Source organism: Paraglaciecola sp. (assembly GCF_051252315.1).
Lineage (GTDB): Bacteria > Pseudomonadota > Gammaproteobacteria > Enterobacterales > Alteromonadaceae > Paraglaciecola.
This window is the reverse complement of record NZ_JBPOFP010000020.1, coordinates 1-15,551: the sequence shown is the minus strand read 5'-3', so window position 1 is coordinate 15,551 and position 15,551 is coordinate 1. Positions and strand designations below refer to the sequence as shown.

The window sequence follows — 15,551 nt, the reverse complement described above, 5'->3', positions numbered from 1 at the left end:
TTGAGTAGTCCAAACCTATATGTCTAATACAGAATTTAGCTCTCGCAGAAATCAATTGTTGCAGTCAATGCAGGCCAATAGTATCTGTTTAATACCCGCTGCCGATTTGGTCACTAGAAGTCGTGACACCGAATATTCATTTCGACAAGACAGTTATTTCCAATACCTGTGTGGATTTCCCGAACCTCAGGCTTGGCTAGTTTTGTCTAATCGTGCTGATTTTCCTAATGGCTTATCGGTGTTATTTTGTTTGAATAAAGACCCTGTAGCTGAAATTTGGCATGGCCGCAGATATGGCCCCAAACAAGCTAAACAAGACTTTCAGATGGACATGACCTATGTGTTAGATGATCTTGAAGAAAAGTTAATTGAGCTGATAGACGGACATGACAATTTATATTTTGCTCAAGGCCATAACAGCGCAGCTGACGAGATTGTCTTCTCAATTATGCAATCACTGCGTCAAGCGCCAAAACAAAGTAAGTTAGCACCGAATAACACGCTAGATGTGCGTAGTATGTTAGACGAAATGCGTCTTATTAAATCTGATGCAGAAATCAATATTATGCGTCAAGCCGCAAATATTTCAGTTGATGCACATAAACGTGCCATGCAATTTTCTAAAGCTGGGATAAATGAATATCATTTGGAAGCTGAAATTCATCATGAGTTTGCTATGCAAGGTGCTAAAAATCCAGCTTATGGCACAATCGTGGGCGGGGGAAATAACGCTTGTATTTTGCACTATACAGAAAATAATCAAGTTCTTAATGCTGGCGAATTGGTGTTAATTGACGCAGGTTGCGAGTTACAAGGTTACGCAGCTGATATTACCCGTACATTCCCAGTATCAGGCCAGTTTAGTGAAGCTCAAGCTGCTCTTTATCAATTAGTGTTAGATGCTCAACTGGCTGCATTTGAATGGATAAAACCTGAAAACACAATTAAACAAGCTACAGATGTTGCTGTAAAAACCATCACCCAAGGCTTGCTCGATTTAGGCATATTGCAAGGTAAATTAGAAGAAAATATAGAACAACAAACCTATCGCCAATATTTTATGCATGGATTGGGACATTGGTTAGGATTAGATGTGCATGATGTAGGGATATATAAAATTGAAGGGCAAGACCGGCCACTCAAAGCCGGTATGGTATTAACCATTGAGCCTGGAATTTATATTTCGCCAGAGGCCAATGTCGAGGAAAAGTGGAAAGGCATTGGTATTCGAATCGAAGACAATTTGGTGGTGACCAAAAGCGGTTATGAAAATCTAACCCATGGCGCGCCTAAAACTATTTCTCACATTGAAACGTTAATGCAAACCACTCTCAAGGATAGTTAATGCAAGCTTATGATCTAGTGGTAGTTGGTGCCGGAATCGTTGGGCTAACTCAGGCGTTAGCATTAAAAAATAGTGGTCTATCTGTGGCGATAATTGACGCTAATAGCAGTAATGGTATTCCTAGTGGTGAGCCTGATTTAAGAGTCAGTGCCTTAACCCTAGCCACACAAACCGTGTTAGAAAAAGTCGGTGCTTGGCAACATTTAAACCCTGAGCGTATGAGCCGTTATTCCGATATGTTGGTATGGGATCAAGATAGTTTTGCAAAAATAGAGTTTAATGCCCAGCAAGTAGATGCCCAGCAATTAGGTTATGTCATTGAAAATCAGCACATACGCCATGCTTTGTGGTTAGAGGCTGAAAAATCTTCCTTTATTCAAATACTGGCACCGAAAAAAATTCAAAAGTTAATGTTTGGACAACAAGAATGTTTTATTCATTTAGATGACGACACTCATCTAACTGCTCGGTTGGTGATTGGCGCTGATGGGGCTAATTCAATTGTCAAACAACAGGCTAATCTTGCTCAAACGTTTTGGGATTATGATCAAAATGCCATAGTGGCCACCATTAAAACCCAAGAGCCTCATCAACATATTGCTAGGCAAGTTTTTACTACCCATGGGCCGTTAGCTTTTCTACCTTTATGGGATGACCATTTGTGCTCAATTGTTTGGTCACAAGATGAACCTAAAGCAGCCAGTTTAATGGCGTTGGACAAAGCTGAATTTGAAAAACAGTTAACCGCTAACTTTGATGCGAAATTAGGTTTATGTGAATTGGTCAGTGAACCACAATCTTACCCGTTAAAAATGCGATACACACGTCAATGGGTGGATGATAGAGTCGCTCTGATAGGTGATGCTGCCCATACTATTCACCCATTAGCAGGGCAGGGAGCAAACTTAGGCATTTTGGACGCAGCAGCATTAGCGGAGCAAATATTAACATTGATTGCTCAAGATAAAGACTTTGGGGCCGCTAAAAACTTACGGCCTTACGAACGCTGGCGTAAAACCGAAGCCGCCAAAATGGTCGCAACCATGGAAGCTTTCAAACGACTCTTTTCTGGGCAACAACCGTTTAAAAAACTGATTAGAGATGTTGGATTAAATACAATCAATAAGTTACCTAATACAAAACACGCTATAATCAAACAAGCCATGGGCTTGGAAGGCGAGTTACCAAATTTGGCTAAGGCTTAATTATCAACTTTATACAAGGCAACAAAGTATGAAAAAAATGCTCATAGCGATGTTCGTATTGGGGCTGTTTTCAGGATGCAGTGTTAACTATGCTTTGTCAGACCAAGAACCGAATAATCATGCAGCCGATTATAAAGCAAATAACACCACAGATGTGGACCCTAAACTTAGCCCAGAACAAAAGGCGATAATTGCAAAAGAACGTCAAGAGTTTGATAAAATTCAAAGAATAAAATGCCAAGATGCGAAATTAGACCTAGTAGAAGCTGAGGCAGATAAAAACAGAGGTCAAATCAATCAAGTGTTAAAAAGAATGCAGAAATATTGTAACCCCTAATATGACACCCGCTATAAATTTGCTTAAAAAGCAAAAAATCCCTTTTAAAGTCCACGATTATGAGCATGATGAAAATCATCAATCCTATGGTCTCGAAGCAGCCGAGAAACTATCTGTACCTGTAGAGCAGGTGTTTAAAACCCTAGTGGTTAAATTAGATACAGGAAAGTTAGCCGTGGCTGTTTTGCCCGTTGATAAAATGTTGAGCATGAAGTTAATAGCTAAAGCCTTGGGTGCTAAAAAGGCCGAGATGGCAGATAAGTTAGCAGTACAACGTTCAACGGGTTATGTGCTGGGTGGGGTGAGTCCTATCGGTCAAAAGAAACCTTTAAAAACCGTAATTGATGATTCGGCAAAACTTCATCAAACACTATTTATCAGTGCAGGTAAACGTGGGTTAGAAATTGAATTGAGTAGTCAGGACTTAGCTAGCGTAACTAAAGGTATTTTTGCAGGGATAAGCACCTAGTCTTGCCGGTTCCGGCAGCCAATTCCAGAGTGGCAAGATATTCGAGATGAAGTTTTAAATACTCTTGGCATTTCAGAAGAAGATTACATTGATTTAAGAGACGACTTTTCTGACTTGTTAGTTTAAGCCACAAAGATAGGGGCGTTTTAGCTTAATTCGTTGCTAAATAGAGCCCATATTAAAATCTAAGCGTGCTATTTCAGCACGCTATTTTACAAGAGCACAAGATTACAATTGAGCCTTAGCGTAATAACTAGCTTATTAATTGTGCAGAATATCCACAATGCGATTGATTGTGATTTCCGATAGATTCCATTCGTAACCATTAAAATCTGTGGTATTGATAAATTGTACAACCACCGTATCTATGTCTTTATGGTATTCAGCAAGGCTTTGATAACCGGGTACTAAGCCCCCATGTTCGTATACATAAATAGAAGAGTAGATTTCTTGCTCACCTTCAGCAAATACAGAACCATCGTTTAATGCTCGTAAAAACGTACCAACATCTTCCGCTGTGGCTAACATGCCATGTTCTTGGTCTTTGAAGTCTTTATCTATGCCAACGTAATAACCACTCATCACGTCTTTTAAATTCACTTCAGCCAGTGAAAAAAATGTATTGTTTAACCCAAGAGGGACAAGTATTTGTTCTTTGATGTATTGCTCTCGACTATAACCAACGACTTTTTCGATGACCTGACCGAGTAACAAATAATTGGTATTAGAGTACTCGTAACCCTGGTCTGGGGCAAAACTGGCGGGCAAATCTAGCGCAAAGTCTAAGGATTTAGTTTTGTTTTTTTCTTCGTCTTGCCAAAAGGCTGGATTATTTGTGAAATTAGGAATACCACTACGGTGTTGTACCATTAACTTCAAAGTTATGTTTTCAGCGTTTTCAATTCTGCCCACTAGCTCAGGAAAATAATCACTAAGAGGATCATTCAATGACAGTTGTTCGCTCTTGGCTAATTTGGTGATGGCCACTGCTACGTATAGTTTGTCGATGCTAGCAATTTTGAATAGTGAATGAGGGTCTGCCGGTGTTTTGTCTTTCTTATTGTCGAAGCCAGCGGAATAAAACTCTGGCGGTTTACCCCCTTGGTCCACATAAACAATCATGCCATTAAACCCATGACCAATAGCTTCATCAAGTTGAGCTTGCACTGTATTAGGTAATGGTAATATCCAGGCTTTAACTAAAATCCAAGGTACAAAGAATAAGGAAATAGCAGTACCACCAAGTAACAACAGTCTAAAAATAATTGTTAGATGATTCTTTGACATAATGATTAATCCACTGAATGTTAACTAATACCAATCTCATTAAATAACTGCACACTCAGAACGATCCAGCGGTTTTTGAACAAGGCGTCGGTGTGCAGGAATGGTTACTCCCTTTCGATCACCGAGAACGAAGTGCAAGAACCGCTGGGACGTTCCCATGGGCGAGTTTTAAAAGCACATACTCTTCGTTGCTCGAATTTAAAAAGAGCACCACTATTCTTGCATTCAAGCGCCTTGATTATGCGCTTTTAAATTCTCGCTGAGTGCACAGTTATTTAACGAGATTGGTATAATACCAATAATGTGAATAGTTGTATCAAATCAACTGGAATTTTGCCACTAATAGAAAATATCTAATCAGTTAGTCGGTATTAAAAAAGGCGTGAACTATGTCAAATAGGTCACGCCTTGTTTTTACTGTAAACCGGATTTAGAGGGCTTGGTACATAGCGGTTAAATCCATTTCATCTTCTAAATCAGCTTGCAGTTTAAGTAACTCAGCAAACAAAGTACTGACCTTTGATTTATATTCTACATTGGTAGCTAAGTTATTCACTTCGTCTGGGTCGGCTTTTAAGTCAAACAATTTAATGGTGTTAGCTTTTGGGTAAACCAGCAGTTTAAAGCCGTCTTTTTTGACCATACGTTGACTATCGACGTAAGCGCCATAAATAGAATCATAATGGCTCTGTTTCGTTTTACCTTTGGCTAAGTCGATAATTGAATTAAAGAAAACATAGTCAGGTTTTTCTGCTCCGGCTAATTCTAAACTGGTTGCCATGGCGTCTTGTAGGTAGATATTTGCATCAACAGTTTGCCCACCTTCAATACCTGGACCCCAGATAATGAAAGGAGCTCGTATGCTTTCTTCATACATGGTTTGTTTACCGAACAAACCACGTTCTCCTACTGCTAACCCGTGATCGGCTGTGTAAATCACATAGGTATTGTCCATTTTTCCACTGTCTTTTAGTGCCGCTAAAATATCACCAACTTGGGTGTCCAAATGACTAATTAGTGCGTAATACTCTTTTAAGTGCACGCGAGTAGCATACGGCGTACGAGGGAAAGGTGCTAACGCCGCATCACGTAAGCTAGGTCCGTTACCAATAAAGTCTTTTTCTGGGTAATTCTCAGCCCAATTAGACGGTAAAGGTAAAGACTCGAGATCATATAAATCTTGATAAGCCTTAGGTGCTTGTCGAGGATCATGCGGTGCATTAAATGCGACGTACATAAAAAATGGGTTATCACTTGTTTTGGCTTGTTCGATAAAACCGACTGCATCGTCTTTTAACACTTCGCTCCAGTGTTTTCCGCCTTGATAAAAGCCTCCAAAATTAGTGTCGGTAGGTGACCAAGAGTTATCGGTTTCACTTTTAGGGCGGTTATAACCCACTGGCATGAAGTCATCAATAGATTTGTAATCTGTTTTTCCAGCGACAAAATCAGCGTAAGTTTTTTCCATTGTGGCATGATCCCACGCATCGTCTGGCATACCTGGGCGAACATGTTTTGTGGTTTGAAATATGCGATCTGCCTTGGCTGATACATGCCATTTACCGGCCATGTAAGTTTCATAACCTTGTTTTTCAAGCAATTTAGACCAAGTCGTATCTAGCTGTTCTCCTTTAGCAAATACACCATATAATTTATGAGCCTGCCAAACTGAGCGACCAGAGTTAATCATAGCGCGCGATGCCATACATACAGCACCGTTCCAAGCGCCCATATTGTGGGCGTTGCTAAAATTCACGCCTTGGTTGGCCAGTTTATCTAGATTCGGTGTTTTAATTTGAGCATTACCATATGCACCTAAGGTTTTAGGCGATTGGTCATCAGCAAAAATAAACAAGATATTCGGCTTTTTAACAGAAGAAGCGGTTGTCGCCTTGGCCTCTGTTTTAGCTGAAACCTTGTCCTTTTCGCCAGAACACCCCATCAGAGACAAAGTGCTCATTACCATCAAAGGGATGAGTACTGAAATACGCGTTTTTATCAACATTTTATACCTTATTTCCGTGTCTAGATTAACCCATAAATGCCAAGTGTTACTTGGCGTTTATGATGATTGGATTATTACTAAGTTGGTCTGAATATGCGCGTATATTAATTGCGCCAGACTCACCTTTTTTACTTTTTATAATTAACATAGCTTTACCGTTAAACGCTCGGCGGTAGTCAGCCTTAAATGGCGCGACTGTTGCTGAGTTACCATTACCTACCGCCTCAATTTTACCAGCGCCTTCAACGAAGAAACGAATATGATTGTCTGCAGTTGGGCAGATGTTACCGTCTTTATCTTTTACTAATACGGTAACATAAGACAAGTCTTGGCCGTCAGCATCGATAACTGTGCGATCGGCAACCAGCTCAACTTGTGCCGGCAAACCAGCTGTTTTTACGATTTCTTCTGCGACTTTTTTACCTTGGGTGTAAGCTACTACTTTAATTTCGCCAGGTTGGTATTTCACATCCCAACGTAAGCGATAAGCAGATTGGTAGTTTTCTCGTTTTTCTTTATCCCAGCGTAAAAAGTTGACAGGTAAGTCGGCTTTATCGACCCCTTTGGTTTTAAGCCCCATAGATTTACCGTTCACAAACAATTCAACTTGCTCGGCGTTGGTGTAGGCCATCACCGGAATAACTTCACCTATTTTATTTTCCCAATTCCAGTGCGGTAAGACGTGGACCATAGGTTTAGTTGTCCATTGACTTTGATACATAAAATATCTGTCTTTCGGGAATCCGACTAAATCAACAGCGCCAAAAGATGAACTACGAACAGGCCAATCAGCATTCCAGTATCCATCTCCACTGTGATCTTTACCTCCATAGGGAGTTGGTTCACCTAAATAATCAAAACCTGTCCACATGTATTCCCCCATAACAGCAGGCGTTTTAGCTAGGTATTCAAATTCAATTTCTGGTGGATATGCCCAAGGGGGACCAATAATGTCGTAACTTGTGACATGTCGTGAATCATGGGTTTTATATTTATCGATGGGGAAGTGATAAATACCACGAGTACTGGTGATAGAGGAGGTTTCACTGGCGACTAGCGGCCAAGTTGGATGATCTTTATGACGTTGTGCATAGCTTAATGGTTTGTAGTTTAAGCCAGGAATATCAACAGCATCAGCCAAGCCATTTTTTATGGCCCCTGGAGGGTTATTAAAACCGGCACTCACCATGCGGCTAGGATCGGCTTTTTTGGCTATTTTAGTTAACATTGCTGCCACTTCTCCGCCGCTTTTTTCACGCTGCTCCATGATTTCGTTGCCGATACTCCACATAAAAACAGAGGGATTGTTACGGTATTGAATGATCATGTCGGTTAAATCACGTTCATGCCACTCATCAAAGAAAACTTGATAACCATTGTGCACCGATTGTTTTTGAATGCCCCATACATCAAAGGATTCAACTTGCAGTAAAATTCCCATTTCATCTGCTAATTCAACCATTTCAGGAGATGGCGGGTTATGTGAAGTTCGGACCGAGTTCACGCCCATGGATTGCATGATTTCTAGTTTACGTTGAATCGCACGGCGATTAGCAATAGCACCAATTGGTCCATTGTCGTGATGTAAACACACACCGTTAATTTGAACACGGCGCCAATTTAACCAAAAACCATCGTCTGGTTTAAATTCTAAGTGACGCACACCCAGTGGTGTGGTGTGTTGATCAACCACTTTTCCATTGCGTACTATGCTAGAAATAACTTTATATTGATGTGGGTTTTCTGTATCCCAAAGAATTGGATTTTCAATCGAGAAAGACTGATTAACGGTTTTAGTACCTTTAGTTAATCTACCTAATTTTTTAGAAGCCTTTAAAACAACGGTACCGTCAGCCGCAATAATTTGGGTTTGTAATACTGTTTTGGCTTTTGCACCAAAATTATTGATTTTGGTTTCTAAGGCAACAGTGGCTTTTTCGCGAGTGACTTCAGGCGTGGTGACGTATGTGCCCCATTTTGCCACGTGCACTGCATCATTAAATTCTATCCAAGTATGACGATATAAACCTGCACCTGGGTACCAACGAGTGGACAAGTCTTTAGGTGATAACGACACGGCAATGACGTTTTCTTTATCGCCATAATTAAGGTGAGGCGTTAAATCGTAATTGACTGCGGTATAACCAAATGGACGGCGGCCTAAAAATTCACCATTAATATAAACATGAGCATCGTACATAGCGCCATCAAAGGTCACAGAGACAAACTTACCTTTATCTGATTTTGCTATGTTAAAAGATTTTCGATACCAACCATCACCATGAAAAGGTAAACCACCGTTCCGGGCATTGTATTTTTCATTGAATGGCCCTTCAATTGCCCAGTCGTGAGGTAAGGTCACTCTTTTCCAAGCGCTATCATCAAAATTAGTTTTTTCAGCCCCAACTTGCTTACCTTTAGTAAACAACCAGTTGTCATTAAAGGTTTGTTTTAGTCCAAGCTTGTCGCCCTGATATTGCGTACTAGCTGTTGCAGTAGAAATCAGTAATGATGATAGGCAATAGATCATAAACAAAGCAAAAGTACTGCTTCTTGAAATTCGGAAATTATTCATAAAGATAAATTCTCATAGTTACAAATTGCATTTATATATGATTTATAATTGTCGTATATGATAGAAACGTTACAGTTAATAGCAAGCCATATAACAATTTAATGACATTTGGTTCTAATACTTTGTTTGAATCAGCTGCTCTGAATATTACTAATTGCAATTATTACACATAATAATATATATTTAACGTATTATTTTGTTTGGTAATCACCTTAGTTCTCGTTTAGTTTGACTCTCAAGTTATGGTGGTTACTATGGTTTATCTATGACTTCCTTGCTGTCCGCATTTAGTACCTATGCTTGAATTATTTGGTTATTCCCTTTCTTATCAAATGTTATGTTTTGTATTTCTAGTCGCCTTTTTTGTTGGTATGGCTAAAACCGGTGTTCATGGTATTTCAATGTTAGCCGTACCTGTCTTAGCCGTTATATTTGGCGGGAAAGCATCCGCTGGTTTAATGTTACCTATGCTGGTGATTGCTGATTTGTTTGCCGTTAAGTATTACCACAGGCATGCAAACTGGAACTATCTATTTAAGCTCTTGCCGTCAGCAATCATTGGTGTGTTACTCGGTACCTGGTTAGGTAACCTAGTTGATGATCAAATTTTCAGAGTCATCATGAGCGTTATTATTTTTGTTAGTCTAGCTATCATGTTATGGATGGAAAGAGCTGATAAAAAAGCAATTCCCGATTTTTTGTGGTTTGCTGTGTTAATGGGGTTGCTGGGTGGAATAAGCACTATGATAGGTAACTTAGCTGGCCCTATTATGGGATTGTATCTTTTGAGTATGCGCTTACCTAAAAATGAATATATTGGCACCGCAGCCTGGTTTTTCTTAATTATTAACGTGTTTAAAGTGCCTTTCCACATTTATAGTTGGGAAAGTATTGATATGAACTCATTCTCTCTAAACTTAGTGAGTTTACCCTTTATTGCAATTGGCGCATTGTGCGGTATTTTTATAGTTAAACGGATCCCTGATAAACAATACCGCTGGTTTGTTATTGGTATGACAGCAGTAGCTGCAATATTAATGAATATCTAATTCAGTCCGATATAAAGACAGTAGATAAGCTGAGCTTTTTCACACAATAAAGAACACCATGAACAAAGGTAATTGATATGGTAAAACCCAATAAAGTCACAACTAATGAAGAAGTAAAATTTTCTGATAGTGAAGAATTAGTTTCTGTTACTGATGTGAGGGGAGTAATTAAATACGCCAATGAAAATTTTTGCAAAATAGCAGGTTACTCCAACGAGGAACTGGTGGGTAAAAATCACAATATAGTGCGCCACCCTGATATGCCTAAAGCTGCATTTTCTGACCTTTGGGAAAAATTAAAAGTGAAGCAAGCTTGGCGGGGAGCGGTGAAGAATCGTTGTAAGGACGGCAAATATTATTGGGTTGATGCTTTTGTTACTCCTTTATATGAAAACGGCGAATTAACGGGTTACCAATCAGTTCGACGCACGTTAAAACCTGAGTATCGTAGTCGAGCAGAAAAGCTTTATGCAAACGTTAATGCTGGTAAGTCAGTTACTTCGATATTTGAAAATGGACAATTTAGTAATATTATTTTTGCGATAATAGGCTTAGGTTTAGCAAGCGCTTCACTTCTTTTTCCTTGGTTAACATTTTTACTGGTTGTTTTACCGTTTTTAGTGTTTAAAAGTGAACTTTTTACTCTACGTAATTATGTGAGTGCTGAAAAACAAAGTTACGACAGTGTGTCGCGTTATGTTTTCTCAGAGTCTGGGCCGAAAAGCACAGTCGACTTTATGAAAAAAATGTTAGAAGGGCGCGTTAGAACAGTCATTGGCCGTGTCATTGATAGCACTTTTGCATTGAAGACGGGTGGTGAATTATTGAGAAATATCGCCCATGAAGCTAAAGAAGGGGTTGAGAAAGAAACAAACGAATTACATCAAGTATCTGTCGCTGTAGAGCAGATGGTGGCGACGAATGCCGAAGTTGCCAATAACACTGCTGCCACTTCAACTAAAGTTGATGCGGTTCATAAAGATTGTAAACGTGCCACTGACTCAATGAGTCAAACTATGACTAAGGTGTCTAACCTTGCAACAGAAGTCTCTGCCTCAGCTGAAACGGCAAGCACTTTAGCTTCCGAAGCTGAAAAAATTGATGGCATTATGCAAGAAATTCAAGGTATTGCTGATCAAACAAACTTATTAGCACTTAACGCGGCGATTGAAGCTGCTAGAGCGGGAGAACATGGAAGGGGCTTTTCTGTGGTGGCAGATGAGGTACGTGCATTATCTAGTCGCACTCATTCCGCAACTGAACAAATACAGTCTTCTGTGGGAGAGATTCAAAGCACCTTAACAGCTTGGTCACAAACCTTATTACAAGGTAAAGATGCGGCGGAAGAGTGTGTTGCCGATACTGAAAATACTAAGTCTATCGTGAACGAAGTGTATCAAGTGGTAGCGGAAATATCAGATTTGGCGACACAAATCTCAGTGGCTTCTGAGCAACAAATTGCGGTTTCTAAAGAAATTAGTCGAAACATCACTAACGTCAACGAGTTTTCACAAGAGAACTTACGACAAGCCGAGTTAGTGGAACAAGAAGCCATTAATATTGAACAAAGGGCTAAATCGCTAAACGATTTAGGCAAAACCTTCGGCTGAGTAATCTATCTTTTTCGCCACTATTTAGTGGCGATACCTTTATTTTTTAATATTTGGGCTTTGTTTGCCCAAGTCTGCTTACGATCAAACAACTCACCATATTCAGCATATTCATTGTAATCTAGTGTTTCTTTTTGCCAATGATTTACTTGTTGGTCATATAACTGGCGCATTTCTTTTAATGCAGTGGCTGCTGAAGAATATTTAACGATATTATTGAGTTCGTAAGGGTCGTTTTGTAAATCATATAACTCTTCTGTTGGTACTAAGTTTTGTTGTTCATCTTGGTAGTACCAATAGATATATTTATATCGCTCATTTAATACCGTTAAATTTCGAGTGGCTTCTGGCCCCCATACTTGAATATGTGGCAAGCTGTTACGTATTGAGCCGGTATGGTCATCCAGTATGGGTAATAGACTAACACCATCCCATTTTGCTGGTTTGTCTACTTGAGCTAGATCTAAAATAGTCGCACTGATATCGACACCACCAGTTAAGGCTTTAGTTGTGCGCATTTTTCCACTCTTAGCATGACGTGGGTCATAAATAATGAGTGGTACCCTAGCGCCTTCTTCGTAGGGTAATACTTTGCTACCTAATCCATGTGATCCATTAAAATAACCATTATCAGATGCAAATATAATGACAGTGTTATCGGCAATGTTTTGATTGTCTAACTCATCTAATATCATACCGATAGACTGATCTATGCCATAAATTAGCTGATGGTATTTTCTCAAAGCCTTTTGATAACTTTCTTCTTCTGAATAACCCCATTCTTCGAACCTAGGGTATTGTCTACCGAGTTGAGAATGTTTAGAGAAATGTTTACCAGCTTCACGACCATAGTTAGGCAGCTTTCTAAAATTAGTATTTTTATAAATATGGTCGAATTTTCTATCTGGTGTTACCGGTCTATGCGGGGCTTTATAAAAGACACTCATGGCAAAAGGCTGCTGACTTTTTACTGAGTCTTGAATGAAATCAATACTTGCTGCGCCATAGGCCAAACTGCTATGGGGATACTCTTTTGCGTATTTAGCTATTGATGTATTTTGCGCTGTTTTATAGTGAGTTTGTCCTGGGCCGCCCGCCCAAAAATCAAAGTCGTATTGGGCTATTTTACCTTCTACTTCATTTAGTGGTTCAACTTGCATATTCGATACAGGAAATCCAAATTTTCCCGCAAAGCCAATTTTGTAACCCGAATCTTTGAGCAATAACGGATAAGATTGTTGCCAGATAGATTCCGCCATAGGACCATGGGTAAAGTTAGTACCATTTTTATATTCGTACATGCCAGACATCACGCTAGCTCGGCTAGCCATACAGATTGATGTGGTATTGTAATGTCGACTGAACACCACACCATTATTAGCTAATTTGTCTATGTTTGGGGTATTGGCGTCAGGGTTACCAAAGGCTCTAATCGTATCGTAGGCTTGGTCATCTGTGAAAAAGAAAATAATATTAGGCCTTGCCGAAGTCTGCTTATTTTCTAGAGACCTTGTAGCTTGTTGAGACAAATGATGGCAACTAGTTAAAAGAATCCCACTTATTAACACTGTTAAACATGTCGTAATTTTATTCATTGCCATCCTATTTTTAGCTCTGCCATTGGTTATTAGGTTAATGTTGTTTAAATACTAAATCTAATGTTTAAATGTAAATTTAATGTAAGTCAGCTAGAATGCTGCCTAGTTTTACATCAAGCTTGTATATTAATTGTCGTTTACTAGCCAATTGGTTCAAAAATGTTGAAGATAAATATGAATTTTAAAAAACTCACCTTTAGTTGTTTAGCTGTTTTAGGTCTTAATGCCTGTAATCAAACCACCCCGGTTGCAGAGGTTCAACAAAAACCTAATGTGGTCATATTTTACGTAGATGATTTGGGATACGGTGATTTAGGTGTGTACGGCGCTAAAGGTGTGGAAACTCCTAATGTTGATGCATTAGCGAATAACGGCATTCGTTTTACTGATGCTCATACTTCAGCTGCTACCTGCACTCCCTCGAGATATTCGTTACTCGCAGGTGAACATGCTTTTCGTAAAAATGCTCGTATATTGAAAGGCGACGCTCCTTTATTAATTGGTACACAGCAACCGACCTTACCAAAAATGTTAAAAAAAGCCGGATATGAAACTGCCGTGGTAGGTAAGTGGCATTTGGGGTTGGGCAATGGTCAAGTGGATTGGAACCAAGCCATTAAACCTGGCCCACTAGAAATTGGTTTTGATTACAGCTTTTTGTTACCGGCCACTGGAGACAGAGTACCAACGGTATATATGGAAAATCATCATGTATTGAATTTATCTAAAGATGATCCATTAAAAGTGAATTACAAAAAGAAAATAGGCAATCGTCCAACCGGTAACGAAAATCCAGAAATGGTACGCCAAGTGCCTTCAGATGATGGGCATAGTAAAACCATTATCAATGGCATTAGCCGAATGGGTTGGATGCAAGGTGGCAAAAGTGCTGAGTGGGTAGACGAAGATTTTTATCAGGTGTTTACTAACAAGGCTAACGACTTTATTGCCCGTAATAAAACCAATCCTTTCTTTTTGTTTTTCTCTTTTCATGACATTCACGTACCACGTTTGCCAAACAAAATGTTTCAAGGCAAAAGTGAAATGGGATTAAGAGGTGATGCCATTGTGCAAATGGATTGGATCACTGGGCAAGTTGTCGAACAATTAAAAAAACAAGGCGTGTTAGACAATACCATTATTATTTTCACCAGCGACAATGGTGCTGTGTTGTCTGACGGGTATGAAGACAGAGGCAGAGAATTAGTCGGTGAACATAAAGAAAATGGTATATTCCGCGGTGGAAAATACAGTGCTTTTGAAGCCGGCACACGTGTTCCTACTATTTTACATTTTCCGAATAAAGTAAAACCGGGTGTCAGTGATGCGCTGATGAGTCAAATTGATGTGTATGCTTCTTTAGCACACTATTTAGATATTAAATTAGCTCCAGATGAAGCGATAGACAGTGAAGTACATACCTCAGCTTGGTTGAATGCCAATGACAAAGGGCGCACAGAGTTGGCCGAAGAGTCCGCCACCTTAAGTTTGCGTGATGGGCAATGGAAATATATTCGCCCTATGACAAATGGTGAAAAAAGAGCGGAATATACGTGGCAACGTAAACGTATAGAAACGGGAACATCAAGCCAAGCACAACTCTATAATTTAGCCAATGATCCAAGTGAGCAAGTCGATCTGGCAAGTCAACACCCCGCCCGTGTTGCAGAAATGGAAGCCAAACTGGTTGCTTTAGAAGGTAAAACAACACGATAATTTGGAGTTTTAGTTCAGTGTTCTGAACACTTGCCGCTCATGATCTGTGACCTTGATCGTGAGCGCAGAACTGACAAAGACTAAATGTTAATGTAAGCGTGAGTGCCTTCGATATTGTCGAGCCCCCACTTTTCAAGCTGTTTAAGGAGGGGGGTTAAATCTTTGCCTCTATCGGTCAACCTATATTCGTAACGAGGTGGATGTGTTTGATAGAGTGCTTTAGCGACAAGTTCTTTATCCACTAACAGCTTTAATCTGCTTGCTAAAATATTTGTTCGAATTCCCTCTGGTGACGATTCAAGTTCGCCATATCGACGTTTATCAGCCATCAAATCGCGAATAATCAATAAAGTCC

At 39.7% G+C, this 15,551-nt stretch carries 12 protein-coding genes; 7 read left to right on the top strand and 5 right to left on the bottom strand.

Annotated features, from left to right (window positions below; all coding sequences use genetic code 11):
• The first annotated feature begins 19 nt into the window (after positions 1 to 19).
• The 4 genes from pepP to ybaK are packed head-to-tail and all read left to right on the top strand — an operon-like array spanning position 20 to position 3,356.
• Entirely contained in the window at positions 20 to 1,345 is a 1,326-nt protein-coding gene (pepP, locus tag ACSHXM_RS05870) for a Xaa-Pro aminopeptidase (protein ID WP_435687809.1), read from the top strand.
• Entirely contained in the window at positions 1,345 to 2,550 is a 1,206-nt protein-coding gene (locus ACSHXM_RS05865) for an FAD-dependent monooxygenase (protein WP_435687808.1), read from the top strand. The genes pepP and ACSHXM_RS05865 overlap by 1 nt, the downstream gene beginning before the upstream one ends.
• A 28-nt stretch (positions 2,551 to 2,578) precedes the next feature.
• The gene (locus tag ACSHXM_RS05860) at positions 2,579 to 2,887 is read left to right on the top strand and encodes a hypothetical protein (RefSeq protein WP_435687807.1); all 309 of its coding nucleotides are present in this window, start codon (positions 2,579 to 2,581) and stop codon (positions 2,885 to 2,887) included.
• 1 nt (position 2,888) lies between these two features.
• The gene (gene ybaK, locus ACSHXM_RS05855; protein ID WP_435687806.1) at positions 2,889 to 3,356 is read left to right on the top strand and encodes a Cys-tRNA(Pro) deacylase; all 468 of its coding nucleotides are present in this window, start codon (positions 2,889 to 2,891) and stop codon (positions 3,354 to 3,356) included.
• Between the two features lie 261 nt (positions 3,357 to 3,617).
• Here the strand turns inward: ybaK and ACSHXM_RS05850 are convergent, their stop codons facing one another.
• The 3 genes from ACSHXM_RS05850 to ACSHXM_RS05840 form a co-directional block, all read right to left on the bottom strand.
• A complete protein-coding gene (locus tag ACSHXM_RS05850) occupies positions 3,618 to 4,643 on the bottom strand; it encodes a serine hydrolase domain-containing protein (protein WP_435687805.1) in 1,026 nt (341 codons plus the stop codon).
• A 430-nt stretch (positions 4,644 to 5,073) separates the two neighbouring features.
• Complete coding sequence (locus tag ACSHXM_RS05845) at positions 5,074 to 6,648, bottom strand: sulfatase-like hydrolase/transferase (RefSeq protein ID WP_435687804.1); 1,575 nt, start codon at positions 6,646 to 6,648, stop codon at positions 5,074 to 5,076.
• 46 nt (positions 6,649 to 6,694) lie between these two features.
• On the bottom strand, positions 6,695 to 9,223 hold the full coding sequence (locus tag ACSHXM_RS05840) for a glycoside hydrolase family 2 TIM barrel-domain containing protein (protein WP_435687803.1): 2,529 nt from the start codon (positions 9,221 to 9,223) through the stop codon (positions 6,695 to 6,697).
• Between the two features lie 296 nt (positions 9,224 to 9,519).
• Between ACSHXM_RS05840 and ACSHXM_RS05835 the strand changes: the two genes are divergently transcribed.
• Both ACSHXM_RS05835 and ACSHXM_RS05830 read left to right on the top strand, forming a co-directional pair.
• Positions 9,520 to 10,272 carry a sulfite exporter TauE/SafE family protein gene (locus ACSHXM_RS05835; RefSeq protein WP_435687802.1) on the top strand — a complete coding sequence of 251 codons (753 nt, stop codon included), beginning with the start codon at positions 9,520 to 9,522 and terminating at the stop codon, positions 10,270 to 10,272.
• A gap of 77 nt (positions 10,273 to 10,349) precedes the next feature.
• A complete protein-coding gene (locus ACSHXM_RS05830; RefSeq protein WP_435687801.1) occupies positions 10,350 to 11,882 on the top strand; it encodes a methyl-accepting chemotaxis protein in 1,533 nt (510 codons plus the stop codon).
• A 20-nt stretch (positions 11,883 to 11,902) separates the two neighbouring features.
• On the opposite strand, the gene ACSHXM_RS05825 is transcribed toward ACSHXM_RS05830, so the two are convergent.
• On the bottom strand, positions 11,903 to 13,477 hold the full coding sequence (locus ACSHXM_RS05825) for a sulfatase family protein (RefSeq protein WP_435687800.1): 1,575 nt from the start codon (positions 13,475 to 13,477) through the stop codon (positions 11,903 to 11,905).
• Between the two features lie 177 nt (positions 13,478 to 13,654).
• Between ACSHXM_RS05825 and ACSHXM_RS05820 the strand changes: the two genes are divergently transcribed.
• On the top strand, positions 13,655 to 15,196 hold the full coding sequence (locus ACSHXM_RS05820) for a sulfatase family protein (protein WP_435687799.1): 1,542 nt from the start codon (positions 13,655 to 13,657) through the stop codon (positions 15,194 to 15,196).
• 80 nt (positions 15,197 to 15,276) lie between these two features.
• On the opposite strand, the gene ACSHXM_RS05815 is transcribed toward ACSHXM_RS05820, so the two are convergent.
• Positions 15,277 to 15,551, bottom strand: a 275-nt coding sequence (locus ACSHXM_RS05815; RefSeq protein ID WP_435687798.1) for a winged helix-turn-helix transcriptional regulator, incomplete at its 5' end; no start/stop codon positions are given.